The organism is Agromyces cavernae, from assembly GCF_021044935.1.
Lineage (GTDB): Bacteria > Actinomycetota > Actinomycetes > Actinomycetales > Microbacteriaceae > Agromyces > Agromyces cavernae.
In genome coordinates, this window is record NZ_JAJNMP010000004.1 from 132,954 (window position 1) to 146,603 (window position 13,650).

The following is a 13,650-nucleotide window of genomic DNA, read 5'->3' on the forward strand; positions in this document are numbered from 1 at the left end:
CGGTTCGGGTGCGATGCGGGATCACCGCATGCACTTCGAGCCTAGCCGTCGTCGCAGCGCGCGAAGGGCCGCGCCCCGAATCGGGGCGCGGCCCTGGTCGACCGGGAGGGTCGATCAGATGAATGCGAACGGCAGCATCGCGAGGCCGACCACGGCCGCACCGATCCCGACGAGCACGGCACCGCCGAGCATCACCGCGTTGAGCACGATGCCCCAGATCGCCATCGTCCGCGAAGCAGGTTCGCGCTTCAGCGCCATGATGCCGAGCACGAGACCCGCGGCGGGAACGACGAAGGTGTAGCTCGCGACGATCGAGACGATGCCGAGCACGAGGCTCGCGACACTGAACCCACGCGACTCGGCGACGGGCGCCGAGGTTGCGGCGTAGGGGTTCGGCTGCGCAGCGAACGGCGCCTGCGGTTCGTGGTGGGTGGCGGTGCTCATGATCTGGATCTCCTGTTCGTGGTGGTGATTCCAAACTACGGATGTCGCGGACGCGACGACATGGGGCTATCCCCCCGATCCCTGGGTGGGCGTGCATGCCGTCGTGCCCGCTGCCAACCCCGCCGACCGCTACGATCGCAGGGACCCCGACCCACTCCCCCACGCTCACCGCTCGCGAACGGAGCCGCATGAACCTGCCCTGGACCCTTCACGGCGACGGAAAGCACGTCAAGCCCGGCGAGGTCGTCGCCCCCGGCGAGCGCTTGAGCTGGCCCCGCACGATCGGTCTCGGTGCACAGCACGTGGTCGCGATGTTCGGCGCCACCTTCCTCGTGCCGATCCTCACCGGATTCCCCCCGGCGACGACGCTGTTCTTCTCGGGCCTCGGCACGATCCTCTTCCTCGTGATCACGCGCAACCGCGTGCCGAGCTACCTCGGCTCGTCGTTCGCGTTCATCGCCCCGATCGCGGCCGCAATGGGCGCCCAGGGCATCGACGACCCCATGGGGGCCGCACTGTTCGGCATCGTCGTCGTCGGCGTGCTGCTCGCGGTCGTCGGCCTCGTCGTGCAATGGGTGGGTTCCCGGTGGATCGACGTGCTCATGCCACCGGTCGTCGCGGGCGCGATCGTCGCGCTCATCGGCTTCAACCTCGCCCCAGCCGCCCGTGACAACTTCATGCTCGCCCCGCTCACGGCGACCATCACGCTCGCGACCGTCATCGTCGCGAGTGTCGCGTTCCGCGGCATCCTCGGGCGCATGTCGATCCTCATCGGGGTCGTCGTCGGCTACGTCGTCGCGGCGATCCAGGGTGAGATCGACTTCAGCGCGATCGAACAGGCGGCGTGGGTCGGCCTGCCCACGTTCCACCTCCCCGCCAACCCGTTCGCCGACGCGGCACTCTGGGGCCTGCTCCCGGCATTCCTCCCGGTGGTGCTCGTGCTCATCGCCGAGAACGTCGGCCACATCAAGGCCGTCGCGCAGATGACCGACCCCGCCGTCAACCGCTCGATCGGCCGCGCACTGTTCGCCGACGGCTTCGCCACGACCATCGCGGGCTTCTTCGGCGGATCCGGCACGACCACCTACGGCGAGAACATCGGCGTCATGGCGGCGACCCGGGTGTACTCGACGGCGGCGTACTGGATCGCCGGTATCGTGGCGCTGCTGCTCGGCCTCTCACCGAAGTTCGGCGCGGTCATCAACACGATTCCGCCCGGGGTGCTCGGCGGCGTGACGACGGCGCTCTATGGCCTCATCGGCATCATCGGCGTGAAGATCTGGCTCGACAATCGGGTCGACTTCACGAAGCCGGTCAACCAGTTCACCGCGGCCACCGCGCTCATCATCGGCATCGCCGACTTCACCTTCGCGATCGGCGGGGTCTCGTTCAACGGCATCGCGCTCGGCACCATCGCGGCGATCGTGATCTACCACGTGATGAACGGCATCGCGAAAGCGCGGGGCACCGCCTGACTCGCCGAAACCGCCTGACGCGCGGCACCGCCTGACCCGATCGGGCCGGAGGGTCACACGCCGAGCAGGCCCAGCACCTTCTCGCCGACGATCAGGTAGATGCCGAAGAGCACGGCGAAGCCGCTGAGCGCGAAGCACCCCCATGCGCCGACGAGCGCGGCACGCTTCTGCCCATCGCTGAGCGGGCTCTTGCGCGCCGCCTTGGCCGCACGCTTCTCGGCCTGACGCACCTCTGCGGGGGTCACGATCGTGATCGCGTCGGTGAACTCCGCCGGGGTGACGATGGGCGTGCGGCCCGAGATCGTCAGCAGCCTGATGCCGAGCGCGTAGGCCGACACCACGACGGTCGCGCTGACGAACGCCGCCACGAAGACCAGCAGGAAGGCGAGCCAGTCGATCATGCCTTCACCTTCTTCTTCGGCTTCGGGTTGCGCTTGATCTTCACGGCGCGACCGGAATCGGCCACCTCGCTCAGCACGTTCTCGTGGGAGACCTCGCTGCGGCGCGACCAGAGGAAGATCCCGATGATGACGGTCACTCCCACGACCGCGTCGATCAGCACGCCGACGACACCCAGGTGAGCAACGACCGCCGCGAGGGCACCGACGGCGCCCGCTGCGGGGAGTGTCAGCAACCAGCCCACGCCGATGCGTCCGGCGGTGCGCCACCGCACCTTCGAACCGCGTCGCCCGAGTCCGGAGCCGATCACCGACCCCGACGCCACCTGCGTCGTCGAGAGCGCGAAGCCGACGTGGCTCGAGGCGAGGATCGTGGCGGCTGTGGCGGTCTCGGCGGCGAAGCCCTGAGCCGGCTTCACATCGGTGAGCCCTGTGCCGAGGGTCTTGATGATGCGCCAGCCGCCCATGTACGTGCCGAGGGCGATCGCGACGGCGCAGGTGACGATGACCCAGGTCTGCACGTCGCTGCCGGCCTCCTGCATGCCGGCCGCGACGAGGGTGAGCGTGATGACGCCCATCGTCTTCTGGGCGTCGTTGGTGCCGTGCGCCAGGGCGACGAGCGATGACGAGAAGATCTGCGCGTGGCGGAAACCGTCGCGCCCGTCGGGCTTGCCGTCGTAGCGGCGGGTGATCGCGTACGCGAGCTTCGTCGCCGCATACGCGATCAGCCCCGCGGTGAGCGGGGCGAGCAGCGCCGGAAGGATGACCTTCGACATGACGACGGCGAAGTCGATCGCGCCGATGCCGAAGCCGACGATCGCCGCACCGATGAGCCCGCCGAAGAGCGCGTGGCTCGACGAGGACGGCAGCCCGAGGAGCCAGGTGACCATGTTCCAGACGATCGCGCCGATGAGCCCCGCGAAGATGAGCTCGGGCGTGATGAGCACACCGCCGTCGCCCTCCTTGATGATGCCGCCCGAGATGGTCTTGGCGACCTCGGTGGACAGGAACGCGCCCACGAGGTTCAGGATCGCGGCGAGTGCGACGGCGGTCTTCGGGCGCAGCGCGCCGGTCGCGATGGGCGTGGCCATCGCGTTCGCCGTGTCGTGGAAGCCGTTCGTGAAGTCGAAGAAGAGCGCCAGTGCGATGACCAGCACGACGATGAGGGTGAGATCCACCGGCGCCTTTCGTACGTGAATACAGCCTCTGGGATCGCTGAGCAGTTTCACCAGATGGTCATGGAAAGCGGGTTGCAAGCTCGGCGCTCACGACACACCTCCGAAGATGTTACGCGACGGGACTGTGCTCCGACACCACGGTGGCGAGATCCTCACCGAACACGAAGACACGCCGAACGCTCGCGCCGGCGAGCACCTGCGGAAGCCAGCGGCGGGCATCGTCCCACATCTGGTCGAACGGGATCGACGAAAGCTCGAACCACTCGGGGTCGAGTTCGTCGGATGGCCCGGGGTCGCCGTCCCACTCGCGGCACACGAACACGCTCGATTCCTGGCTCCAGGCCTCGCGGTGCGGGAAGTGGTAGCTGAGCAGGCCCCGCGCCTCGAGCGCGGACGCGTGCACGACGACGCCCGACTCCTCGAACACCTCGCGCACCGCGGCATCCGTCGCCGTCTCGCCGGGCTCGAGCTTGCCGCCCAGTCCCACGAAGTTGCCCATGCCGAGGCCGTGCTTCTTGCGCCCGAGCAGCACCTCGGTCACCCCCGCGCGCTCGCGCACGAGGTAGCACACGCAGACCTGGGGCAACCGCATCAGCCGAAGAGGATCTTCGCCTCGTCGTAACGGTGCTGGGGCACGCGGTTGAGGCTGTGCGTCGCGTCGGCGATCGACACCGTCTCGATGTCGGTGCCCCGCAAGGTCACCATCGAGCCCCACGCCTGCTTGTAGACGGCGTCGACGGCGGCCATGCCGAGGCGGGTCGCGAGGACGCGGTCGTAGGCGCTCGGCGCACCGCCGCGCTGGATGTGCCCGAGCACGGTCGCCCGCGACTCGATGCCCGTGCGCTCCTCGATGATCGGCGCGAGCTGCTCGGAGATGCCGCCGAGGCGCGGGCGGTTGAACGCGTCGAGGCCCTTGTGGGAGTGCGCCTCCTCCATGGAGTCGAGGGTGAAGCCCTCGGCGACCACGATGAGCGGCGCCCGGCCGCGGTTGCGGACCGACTCGACCCACTCGCAGATCTGCTCGATCGACTGGGGCTGCTCGGGGATGAGGATCGCGTGCGCTCCCCCGGCCATTCCCGAGTGCAGCGCGATCCAGCCGACGTGGCGACCCATGACCTCGAGCACCATGCAGCGCCCGTGCGAGTCGGCGGTCGTGCGGAGGCGGTCGATCGCCTCGGTGGCGATCTCGACCGCCGTGTCGAAGCCGAACGAGTAGTCGGTGGCGGCGAGGTCGTTGTCGATGGTCTTCGGCACGCCGACGACCTTGATACCGCCCTCGTCGTGCAGACGACGCGCGGCCGTGAGGGTGCCCTCGCCGCCGATCGCGATGATCGCGTCGATGCCGTGCTCGTCGAGCATGCGCTGGATGTTCTCGGGGCCGCCGCCGTCACCCTCGAAGGGGTTCGTGCGACTGGAGCCCAGGATCGTGCCGCCCTGCTTCGAGAGGCCACGCACGTCGTGGCGCGTGATCGGCATGATGTCGGCCTCGACGACGCCCTTCCAACCCCAGCGGAATCCGACGAACTCGGTTTCGTGCGAGATGACGCCGTTCAGCACGGCGCCACGGATCACCGCATTGAGGCCCGGGCAGTCGCCGCCCGAGGTGAGGATGCCGATCTTCATGGCTCGTGGGACTCCTTGCTGTGGGGGATCGTCGCTGGAGCCGCTTCATCGGGGCACGACGTTCGGAAGTCTAGCGAACCTCGACTCTCACAGCGGAGCTCACGGATGCCGCGGGCCACGTGTCGATGACGTCGCCGAGTCCGGCCGCTCGGAACGCCAGGATCGCGGCGCCGACTCGGCCGGCGCCGTCCGCGAGTTCGCTCGCGAGCACCTCGGGCCGCTCGCGCCACGCCAGGCCCGAGGTCATCCGCTCCGTGAGCGGTTCGAGCAGCGCGTCGCCCGCGCGCGAGAACCCGCCGCCGAGCACGATGACGCCCGGATCGAGCAGCAGGGTGAGGATGTTGAGTCCCTGGGCGAGCACTCCGACGGCTTCCGCCCAGATCGAATCGGCCACGGGATCCGCTCCGAGGCGGGCGACGATCTCGCGGGAGCTGCGTTCGCCACCGCCGGCGGCGGCGTACCGACGGGCGAGACCGGCGCCCGAGACGTAGACCTCGAGGCATCCGCGCTGCCCGCACGCGCAGGGCTCCCCGTCGGGGATCACGGGGATGTGCCCGAACTCGCCGGCGGCTCCCGTCGCCCCGATCACCGTGCCGCCGCCGGTCACCAGGGCGGCGGCCACGCCGGTGCCGATCGGGACGAGCACGAAGTCGTCGCGACCGCGCGCCGCGCCGAAGCGCTGTTCCGCGAGACCCGCCGCCCGCACGTCGTGGCCCACGGCGACCGGCAGCGAGAGCGCCGAGGCCAGCACGTCGAGCAGGGGCATGTTCTGCCAACCGAGGTTCGAGGCGTACCGCACGACGCCGCGCGACTCGTCGACCGACCCCGGCGTCACGACCGCGGCGCCGACCGGGGTCGCAGCCGCCGCCACGGCGAGATCTCGGAGCTCTGCGAAGAGCTCGATGAGCGCGGTCTCGACGGCATGCGACGGTGTCGCGACCGTGCGCCTCGCGAGGGTGCGCCCGTCCTCGTCGACGACCGCGCCCTTCATCGCGGTGCCGCCGAGATCGACCGCGAGGACGGCGCGGCTGAGGTGAGCGGCGGTCATGCGGTCGCCGTCGCGGTGTCGAGCGCGGCACGCATGCGGGCGACGAGCTCTCGCGATGTCGCGATGCGGTGGCCGGGATCGTAGCTGCGTGCGGTGGGTGATACCTCGTTCGTGCCGGCGAGTGCTGCGCTGGGCACCGAAGCCCCGGCACGCAGATGCACCTCGCCGACCCCGGTCGTCCGAACGAGTTCGCCGACATGATCGGGGCGCACGCCGCCGCCTGCGAGCACCGCGATGCGACCCGAAGCGTGAGCGACGAGTTCGGCGAGCTGCGCGGAACCCTCGATCGCGGAGACGGCGCCGCCCGATGTCAGCACCCGCTCGCAACCGAGGTCGATGAGCCGGTCGAGCGCGGCGAACTGGTCGGGGCACTGGTCGAACGCCTTGTGGAAGGTCACCGGCACGTCTCGGGCGGCCGCCACGAGACGCTCGGTGGCTGAACGGTCGATCGTCCCATCGGGAGTGAGCGCGCCGACGACGAAACCGAGCTTGACCCCCTCGGGCCGGGGCAGGGCACGGATCGCCCGGATGTCGGCGGCCATCGCATCGAGCTCGGCATCGCTGTAGACGAAGTCGCCCGGGCGCTGCCGCACGAGCACCTGCACGCCCACGTGCCGCACGCGGTCGAACACCGCGGCGACCGTTCCGAGGCTCGGCGTGATGCCGCCCTCGCCGATCGCGGCACACAGTTCCAGGCGGTCGGCCCCGGCTGCCTCGGCGACCGGGGCGCCGTCGACGTCGTCGAGGCAGATCTCGAGCAGCGTCATCGTGCGGCCGCCGGGCCGGTCAGCGCCGCGTCGAGGTCGGCACCGATGCCGATCGCACCGACCGGGCGTCCGCCGCCGAGCACGGGGACCCGCGCGAGCTCGGCCGCGCCGGAGACATCGATGCCGAGAGCGCCGAGCACGTCGAGGGCGAGCAGCGTCGTCGCCCTCGGATTGCCGTCGACGATCTTCATCGCGACGGCGGTGCCGTCGGCGGCCGCGACACCGATCACGCCCTCCGCGCCGCCCTTGGCGAGCGTGCCGGGTACCGTCTCCATGAGCCGCGAGTTCTGGTGGCCCGTGCCGCCGACGTAGAACGGGTGCGTGCGCATCGCGGCGGCGACCCGACCCTCAGGCGTCGTCGGGTCGGCGAGCACGAGTGTCCGGAACGCGTGCGCGAGCCCGCGCACGGTCGTATCGAAGAGCGGCGCGCCGCAGCCGTCGACGGCGTCGTGCGAGACGTCGACACCGGTCGCATCCGCCATCGCGCCGCGCACGGCCTGCTGGATCGGGTGGCCGTGGTCGAGGTAGTCGTGCGTCGTCCAGCCGCTGGCGGCGCACGCGAGCAGCATCGCCGCGTGCTTGCCCGAGCAGTTCATGCGGATGGGCGTCCTCGCTGCACCCGTGCGGAGGAGGCGCTCGAAGGTCGGCTCGTCCTCGGGACGGTCCGCAGGGCAACCGAGCGCGGACTCGTCGAGTCCGGCACGTTCGAGCATCGCGGAGACGACGCTCACGTGCTGGTCCTGGCCCGTGTGACTGCCCGCGGCGATCGCGAGCTCGGGTCCGCGCAGCTCGGCGCCCACGCTCAGGCATGCGAGCGCCTGCAACGGTTTCACCGTCGAGCGCGGGAGGATGCGCGCGTCGGGCGCCCCGAGTTCGAGCAGCGGCTCGCCGTCGGGGCCGATCGCGACGATCGAGCCGAAATGGCGGCTCTCGATCATGCCCGAGCGTTCGACGACCGCGAGCTCGGCGAGGGCGGGGTCGGTCGGGTGGGCGGCGGACGACTGAGGCATCACGAGGCTTTCCTGGAAGTGCCGGAGAGGGCTGGGAGACGAGGCAGGCGCGGAATCGGCGAGCCGGTGCGGTGGAGGCGTTGCTGCAGGTGCGCGGCGAGCGCGGAGAGGCTCCCGTTGACGACGAGGTAGATGAACGTCACGACGATGTACGTGGGGATGAGCAAGTGAAGATACGTCGCGAGAACCTGGCCGCGGTAGAGCAGTTCGGTGAACGCCACGATGAACCCGAGCGATGTGTCCTTCATGAGGCTCACGAGCTGGGTCACGAGCGACGGAGTTACGTTGCGCACCGCCTGCGGGAGCACGACGAGTCGGGTGGCCTGCGTGGAGCGCAGGCCGAGGCTGAGCGCCGCCTCGCGCTGTCCCCGCGGCAGGCTGAGGACGCCGGCCCGGATGATCTCGGCGAACACCGCCGAGTTCGCGATCGTGAGCGGGATCGCGAGCTTCCAGAGCGTCGGCACGTTGATGCCGATCTGCGGGAGGCCGAACAGCATGAGGTAGATCATGAGCAGCACGGGCACGGTCCGGGCGATCTCGATGTACCCGCCGCTCAGGCGTCTGATCCAGACGCGGTGGCTCATGCGACCGAACGCGAGGACGACGCCGAGCGCGGCGCCGAGCACGGCGACGACGGCCGTCGCCTCGAGGGTGCCGAGGAGACCGACGAACAGGTACTGCCACACGGCGGGGTCGGTGAACGGCGCCCACTTCTCGGGGTCGAGCTGCCCGTGGGAGGCGAACTGCCACAGCCCGAGGGCGACGACGACCGCGAACACGAGGCAGCTGACGAGGGAGCCGATGAGATGCCGGCGCTTCGCCTGCGGCCCGGGCTCGTCGTAGAGGAACGCGGCGGCGTAGCGGGGCGCCCTGCTGGAGCGGCGGGCGGGTGCCGGACGGTCGGGGATGAGCTGAGCGGTCATCGGACGATCGCCACCTTTCGTTCGACCCGGCCGGCGGCGAGGCCGATGGCGAGTGCGATGCCCATGTAGATGACGCCGGCGCTGGAGAAGATGAGAATGGGCTGCGCCGCCACCAGGTTGATCTTGTTGACGGCGGCGGTCAGCTCGACGACGCCGACCGCGGCGGCGAGCGCCGTGTTCATGGCGAGTGCGATCATGACGTTGCCGATCGGCTGCACGACCGCCCGGAGCGCCTGGGGAAGCACCACGAGGCGCAGCGATTGCGCGAGCGTGAGTCCGAGCGCGCGCGACGCCTCGAGCTGGCCCACGGCGACCGTGTTGACGCCGCTGCGCACGGCCTCGGCGACGTAGGCGGCCTCGTAGACGATGAGCACGATGATCGCGGTCGGCGTGAGCGGCAGCATGAGCCCGGCGTCGGGCAGGGCGAACACCGCAAGCAGCAGCAGGGCCAGGAGCGGCACGTTGATGAAGAACTGCACGTACCCGAAGGCGGCGACGCGAAGGGCACGGATGGGGCTCACCCGGGCCACGGTGACGAGCACGCCGAGCACGATGGAGCCGACGCCGGCGACGACGGCCATGAGGAGGGTCGTGCCGAGCGCCTCGAGCACGAGCCCGAGATTGTCGATGAGGGGATTCATGAGACTCACTGGCGCGGTGCGCCGGTCGGAACGGGGTGCGGCGAGCCGGACGGCTCGCCGCACCCGCGTCGGTCAGGAACCGGGGACGGAGCCGATCTCGGGCGCCGTGGGGACGTCGGAGTCGGTCACGGTGCCGAGGGTCGTCTTCCAGGCCTCGGCCCAGTGGCCGCTCTCCTGGATCGCGAGCAGCCAGTCGTTGATGAACGACTTGAACTCGGCGTCATCGTGCTTCAGGCCGATGCCGTAGGGCTCTTTCGTGAAGGGCGTGCCCACGACCTTGAGGGAGGGGTCGTTGGCCGCGTTGCTCGCGAGCAGCGTGTAGTCCTGCACGTACGCTTCGCCTCGGCCCTGGAGGAGCGCTTGCACGGCCGCCGGGTCGGTCGCGAACGCGGTGACGTTGGCCGTGGGCACCTGCTCGGGCACGGCGGTGACGGCGGGAGTGTTCGCACCGACGATGACCTCCTTGCCGTCGAGGTCGTCGATGCCCTTGATCTCGTCGTTGTCGCTCTTCACGGCGACGGCCAGGCCCGACTCGAAGTAGGGGCCCGCGAACGAGACCTGCTCGGCGCGCTCGGGCGTGATCGTGTAGGTGTTGAACACGACGTCGACCGTGTCGTTCTGGAGCATCGCCTCGCGCGTCTCGGTGGCCGGCGGGACGATCTCGACATTCGGCTCGCCGAGGATGTAGATCGCGAGGAGCTTGGCGAGGTCGGCATCGAAGCCCTCCACGCTGTCGGGGTCGGTCGGGTTCTGCTGCGACAGCAGGGGCGCATCGAGCGCCTCGGCGACGATGAGCGTGCCGCGCTCCTTGATCTTCTCCATCGTCGAGCCGGGCAGGATCAGGTCGTCACTGGCGACGGGTGCGTCGGCGAACACGGAGTTCGTCTCGGCCGTGGCATCCGCTTCGTTCTCGTCGCCCGGCAGGCTCGTGGTACTCGAGCACGCCGTGAGGGCGAGGGCCGCGGCGGCCAAAACGGCACCGGCGGCTGCCTTGCGTCGGGTGGTCCGGAACATGGTGTTGCGTCCTTCCTGTGGGGGTGGGGTGGTGGTGCAGGTTCAGGTGCCGCGCGAACGTCAGTGCGACAGCACGGAGGCGAGGAACGAGCGGGCGCGTTCGGAGCCGGGGGCATCGAAGAACTGGTCGGGGGCGGCCTCCTCGACGATCTGCCCCTGGTCCATGAAGACGACACGGTCGGCAGCGCGGCGCGCGAAGCCCATCTCGTGTGTGACCACGATCATCGTCATCCCCTCCGCGGCGAGCGAGGCCATCACGTCGAGCACCTCGCCGACCATTTCGGGGTCGAGTGCCGACGTCGGCTCGTCGAAGAGCATGACCTTGGGGCGCATCGCGAGCGCACGCGCGATCGCGGCGCGCTGCTGCTGCCCGCCCGAGAGCTGCGCCGGCAGGTGCCCGGCCTTGTCGGCGATGCCCACGCGGTCGAGCAGTTCCATCGCCTCCCGACGCGCGTCGACCTTGGGCACTCGGCGCACGTTGATGGGTGCGAGCGTGACGTTCTCGAGCACGGTGCGGTGCGCGAACAGGTTGAACGACTGGAACACCATGCCGACGTCGGCGCGCAGCGCCGCGAGGGCCGGTCCTTCGACGGGAAGGGGCTCGCCGTCGACACGGATCTCGCCAGCGTCGATGGATTCGAGCCGGTTGATCGATCGGCACAGCGTCGACTTGCCCGAGCCCGACGGACCGACCACGACGACGACCTCGCTCGCCTGCACGGTCAGGTCGATGTGCTTGAGCACGTGCAGCTCGCCGAAGTACTTGTCGACACCCCGCAGGCTGACCATGGGCCGGGGCTCCGTTGCTGGCATCTTTCCTCGCATCATTGTCGGGTTGTTGCGGCGAGCGTACTAACATCATCACAAAGGTGCAAGTCTGAATTTGATTAATCCATTTCTGGATGAATGCCGGTACAGTAGTCTCGGACGCACCGCGCTCAGAGTCGCGAGTCTCAGCGTCAACGTGGAGGAAGGGATCGGGCGCAATGAACGGTTCGACCGACGTGCTTCGGCATCAGGCTTCGGCCGGCGCCGTGCTCCGTCTCATCCGCAACGGGCGGGCGAGCTCGCGCGCGGCGATCGCCCGGGTCACCGGACTGTCGCCGACGACAGTGGCTCAACGCGTCGAAGCGCTCATCGGTGCCGGCTACGTCCGCGAGGCGGGCATGGGGGTCTCGCAGGGGGGACGTCGGCCGCGCGCACTCGAGATCGACCCTTCGAGCGGCGTCGTGTGCGCCGTCGACCTCGGCTCGCAGCACGCGACGTTCGGGCTCCTCGATCTCTCGGGCCGGCTCATCGCCACGCGCCGTGAGCGCATCGACATCGCCGACGGTGTCGAGCCGATCCTCACCTGGATGGTCGGCGTCGTCGACGCCCTCGTCGCCGAGCATGCTGAGCCGAGCCAGCGCTTGCGCGGGTACGGCATCGGGGTGCCAGGGCCGGTCGACTCTCGCACCGGGGCACTCGTCTCGCCCTCGCGCATGCCGGGATGGAACGGGGTCGACGTCGCAGCCGCCGTGTCGGGGCTGACGGGGCTCCCGACGGTCGTCGACAACGACGCGAACCTCATGGCGCTCGGAGAGCACGGGCTCGTGCGGGACGTCGAGCACCTCGTGTTCGTGAAGGTCGGCTCGAGCATCGGCTGCGGCGTGATCGCGTCGGGCACCCTGCACCACGGCCACCATGGCATGGCGGGCGACATCAGCCACGTCACCGTTCCCGACGCGCCCCCCGTGCTGTGCTCGTGCGGGCGCACCGGATGCCTCGACGCAGTCGCCGGGGGCACCGCGATCGTTCGCGCCCTCCGCGACGCCGGCATGCACGTCGACGGCGTCGACGACGTCCTCGCGCTCGCGAGGGACGCGCATCCCCTCGCAACCCAGATGCTCCGCGAGGCCGGCATGCGAGTCGGCAAGGTACTCGCGACGATCATGAACTTCTTCAACCCGCAACGGCTCGTGCTCGGCGGCATCCTGGGCGAGGCCGAGGCGTTCGCCGCCGGCGTGCGCTCGGCCATCTACCTCGAGTGCCTCCCGATGATCACCGACGAACTCGACATCGTCGTGAGCCAGGCGAAGGAGCACGCCGGGATCCTCGGCGCCGGGCGACTCGTACTCGACCGCGTCTTCGATGTGGGCGACCTCGAGTCGACCCGATGACGTCGCACCGCATCGCCATCGTCGGCGCAGGACGCATGGCCCGAGCACACGCTGCCGCTTGGGACCGCGCCGGGTACGGTGATGCGATCGAGTACGTCGTGTCACCCCGCACGCGACCGGAACTCGAGGCGGCGCCGCACGCCCGCTGGGTGAAGCGCCTCGACGACGCGCTCGCCGACCCTGCGGTCGACATCCTCTCGGTGTGCACGCCCACCCCGACCCACGCCGAGATCGCGATCGAAGCCCTCCGCAGCGGGCGGAACGTGCTGCTCGAGAAGCCCATCGCGGTCACGGAGGCCGACGCCCTAGCGATCGCCGAGACCGCCCGCCGCAGCCCGGGCGTCCTGATGGTCGCGCACGTCGTCCGGTTCATGCGCCGATACGCCGACCTCGCCGACCGGGTCGCCGACGGATCGGTCGGGAGCGTTCGCGCCGTTCACGCGGCCCGGCTCTCGTCGGGCCCGCCCGGCGGGTCCTGGTTCGACGATGAACGACGCTCCGGCGGAATCCTCGTCGACTTCGCGATCCACGACTTCGACCAGGCGAACCTGCTGCTCGGCACCCCGGTCGCCGTGCGCAGCGTCCGCACCGGCGAGAGCGGGTTCGGAACCCCCGTCGCCACCACAGTGGAATACGCCGGCGGCGGTGTCGCCCAGGTGTTGAGCGTCGCCGACCTGCCCGCCGATTTCGAGTTCTGCAGTTGGCTCGACGTCGTGGGAACGGCCGGGACCGACGCGGCCCGCTCAGAGGACGCCGGCGACCCGCCCGACGACCCGTTCCTCACGCAGGCACGGTACTTCCTCGAATGCGTCGAATCGCAGGCCGAACCCAGCCGATGCTCCACGGAGCACGCGATCGCCGCCCTGCGCGTCTCGCTGGCCGCTCGCGCCTCGCTTCAGTCGTCGGTGCGCGTCCCGCTCACCTGAAGCCGTCGGCGCCGACCCGAGGATTCGCGAGATGTCCCCCAACC

General features: G+C 70.1%; 15 protein-coding genes. 3 read left to right on the forward strand and 12 right to left on the reverse strand.

The window, feature by feature from the left end; all coding sequences use genetic code 11:
* Positions 1–114: 114 nt before the first annotated feature.
* Positions 115–444: a DUF4190 domain-containing protein gene (locus LQ757_RS16260; RefSeq protein WP_231048315.1), complete on the reverse strand. Its 330-nt coding sequence runs from the start codon at positions 442–444 to the stop codon at positions 115–117.
* A gap of 188 nt (positions 445–632) precedes the next feature.
* Between LQ757_RS16260 and LQ757_RS16265 the strand changes: the two genes are divergently transcribed.
* Positions 633–1,919, forward strand: a complete 1,287-nt coding sequence (locus LQ757_RS16265) for a uracil-xanthine permease family protein (protein ID WP_231048316.1) — start codon at positions 633–635, stop codon at positions 1,917–1,919.
* Positions 1,920–1,972: 53 nt separating this feature from the next.
* On the opposite strand, the gene LQ757_RS16270 is transcribed toward LQ757_RS16265, so the two are convergent.
* The 11 genes from LQ757_RS16270 to LQ757_RS16320 all read right to left on the reverse strand — a co-directional run bounded on the left by LQ757_RS16270 (position 1,973) and on the right by LQ757_RS16320 (position 11,334).
* Positions 1,973–2,320: a peptidase gene (locus LQ757_RS16270; protein ID WP_231048317.1), complete on the reverse strand. Its 348-nt coding sequence runs from the start codon at positions 2,318–2,320 to the stop codon at positions 1,973–1,975.
* The gene (locus tag LQ757_RS16275; protein WP_231048318.1) at positions 2,317–3,495 is read right to left on the reverse strand and encodes an inorganic phosphate transporter; all 1,179 of its coding nucleotides are present in this window, start codon (positions 3,493–3,495) and stop codon (positions 2,317–2,319) included. The genes LQ757_RS16270 and LQ757_RS16275 overlap by 4 nt, the downstream gene beginning before the upstream one ends.
* A gap of 109 nt (positions 3,496–3,604) precedes the next feature.
* A complete protein-coding gene (locus LQ757_RS16280) occupies positions 3,605–4,087 on the reverse strand; it encodes an 8-oxo-dGTP diphosphatase (protein ID WP_231048319.1) in 483 nt (160 codons plus the stop codon).
* On the reverse strand, positions 4,087–5,118 hold the full coding sequence (locus tag LQ757_RS16285; protein ID WP_231048320.1) for a 6-phosphofructokinase: 1,032 nt from the start codon (positions 5,116–5,118) through the stop codon (positions 4,087–4,089). Before LQ757_RS16285 ends, LQ757_RS16280 begins: the two co-directional genes overlap by 1 nt.
* A 70-nt stretch (positions 5,119–5,188) precedes the next feature.
* Positions 5,189–6,166, reverse strand: a complete 978-nt coding sequence (locus tag LQ757_RS16290; RefSeq protein ID WP_231048321.1) for an ROK family protein — start codon at positions 6,164–6,166, stop codon at positions 5,189–5,191.
* Positions 6,163–6,933 carry a copper homeostasis protein CutC gene (locus LQ757_RS16295; protein WP_231048322.1) on the reverse strand — a complete coding sequence of 257 codons (771 nt, stop codon included), beginning with the start codon at positions 6,931–6,933 and terminating at the stop codon, positions 6,163–6,165. The genes LQ757_RS16290 and LQ757_RS16295 overlap by 4 nt, the downstream gene beginning before the upstream one ends.
* Positions 6,930–7,943, reverse strand: coding sequence for an asparaginase (locus LQ757_RS16300; protein ID WP_231048323.1), 1,014 nt, complete (start codon positions 7,941–7,943; stop codon positions 6,930–6,932). The genes LQ757_RS16295 and LQ757_RS16300 overlap by 4 nt, the downstream gene beginning before the upstream one ends.
* Positions 7,943–8,866: an amino acid ABC transporter permease gene (locus LQ757_RS16305; RefSeq protein WP_231048324.1), complete on the reverse strand. Its 924-nt coding sequence runs from the start codon at positions 8,864–8,866 to the stop codon at positions 7,943–7,945. The genes LQ757_RS16300 and LQ757_RS16305 overlap by 1 nt, the downstream gene beginning before the upstream one ends.
* The gene (locus LQ757_RS16310; RefSeq protein WP_231048325.1) at positions 8,863–9,507 is read right to left on the reverse strand and encodes an amino acid ABC transporter permease; all 645 of its coding nucleotides are present in this window, start codon (positions 9,505–9,507) and stop codon (positions 8,863–8,865) included. The genes LQ757_RS16305 and LQ757_RS16310 overlap by 4 nt, the downstream gene beginning before the upstream one ends.
* A gap of 72 nt (positions 9,508–9,579) precedes the next feature.
* Positions 9,580–10,521 (reverse strand): glutamate ABC transporter substrate-binding protein, encoded by a 942-nt coding sequence (locus LQ757_RS16315; protein WP_231048326.1) that lies wholly within the window; start codon positions 10,519–10,521, stop codon positions 9,580–9,582.
* Between the two features lie 60 nt (positions 10,522–10,581).
* Positions 10,582–11,334, reverse strand: coding sequence for an amino acid ABC transporter ATP-binding protein (locus LQ757_RS16320; protein ID WP_304504442.1), 753 nt, complete (start codon positions 11,332–11,334; stop codon positions 10,582–10,584).
* A gap of 173 nt (positions 11,335–11,507) precedes the next feature.
* Here LQ757_RS16320 and LQ757_RS16325 point away from each other — a divergent pair, with 173 nt between their 5' ends.
* On the forward strand, positions 11,508–12,680 hold the full coding sequence (locus LQ757_RS16325; RefSeq protein ID WP_231048327.1) for an ROK family transcriptional regulator: 1,173 nt from the start codon (positions 11,508–11,510) through the stop codon (positions 12,678–12,680).
* On the forward strand, positions 12,677–13,606 hold the full coding sequence (locus LQ757_RS16330; protein ID WP_231048328.1) for a Gfo/Idh/MocA family protein: 930 nt from the start codon (positions 12,677–12,679) through the stop codon (positions 13,604–13,606). The genes LQ757_RS16325 and LQ757_RS16330 overlap by 4 nt, the downstream gene beginning before the upstream one ends.
* Positions 13,607–13,650 lie beyond the last annotated feature (44 nt).

What these genes read in the sequence shown, in the direction of transcription:
- LQ757_RS16315 (WP_231048326.1), bottom strand. Translation starts at nt 10,521, where the DNA reads ATGTTCCGGACCACCCGACGCAAGGCAGCCGCCGGTGCCGTTTTGGCC.
- LQ757_RS16265 (WP_231048316.1), top strand. Translation starts at nt 633, where the DNA reads ATGAACCTGCCCTGGACCCTTCACGGCGACGGAAAGCACGTCAAGCCC.
- LQ757_RS16330 (WP_231048328.1), top strand. Translation starts at nt 12,677, where the DNA reads ATGACGTCGCACCGCATCGCCATCGTCGGCGCAGGACGCATGGCCCGA.
- LQ757_RS16310 (WP_231048325.1), bottom strand. Translation starts at nt 9,507, where the DNA reads ATGAATCCCCTCATCGACAATCTCGGGCTCGTGCTCGAGGCGCTCGGC.
- LQ757_RS16280 (WP_231048319.1), bottom strand. Translation starts at nt 4,087, where the DNA reads ATGCGGTTGCCCCAGGTCTGCGTGTGCTACCTCGTGCGCGAGCGCGCG.
- LQ757_RS16295 (WP_231048322.1), bottom strand. Translation starts at nt 6,933, where the DNA reads ATGACGCTGCTCGAGATCTGCCTCGACGACGTCGACGGCGCCCCGGTC.
- LQ757_RS16305 (WP_231048324.1), bottom strand. Translation starts at nt 8,866, where the DNA reads ATGACCGCTCAGCTCATCCCCGACCGTCCGGCACCCGCCCGCCGCTCC.
- LQ757_RS16300 (WP_231048323.1), bottom strand. Translation starts at nt 7,943, where the DNA reads ATGCCTCAGTCGTCCGCCGCCCACCCGACCGACCCCGCCCTCGCCGAG.
- LQ757_RS16290 (WP_231048321.1), bottom strand. Translation starts at nt 6,166, where the DNA reads ATGACCGCCGCTCACCTCAGCCGCGCCGTCCTCGCGGTCGATCTCGGC.
- LQ757_RS16260 (WP_231048315.1), bottom strand. Translation starts at nt 444, where the DNA reads ATGAGCACCGCCACCCACCACGAACCGCAGGCGCCGTTCGCTGCGCAG.
- LQ757_RS16285 (WP_231048320.1), bottom strand. Translation starts at nt 5,118, where the DNA reads ATGAAGATCGGCATCCTCACCTCGGGCGGCGACTGCCCGGGCCTCAAT.
- LQ757_RS16325 (WP_231048327.1), top strand. Translation starts at nt 11,508, where the DNA reads ATGAACGGTTCGACCGACGTGCTTCGGCATCAGGCTTCGGCCGGCGCC.
- LQ757_RS16320 (WP_304504442.1), bottom strand. Translation starts at nt 11,334, where the DNA reads ATGCCAGCAACGGAGCCCCGGCCCATGGTCAGCCTGCGGGGTGTCGAC.
- LQ757_RS16270 (WP_231048317.1), bottom strand. Translation starts at nt 2,320, where the DNA reads ATGATCGACTGGCTCGCCTTCCTGCTGGTCTTCGTGGCGGCGTTCGTC.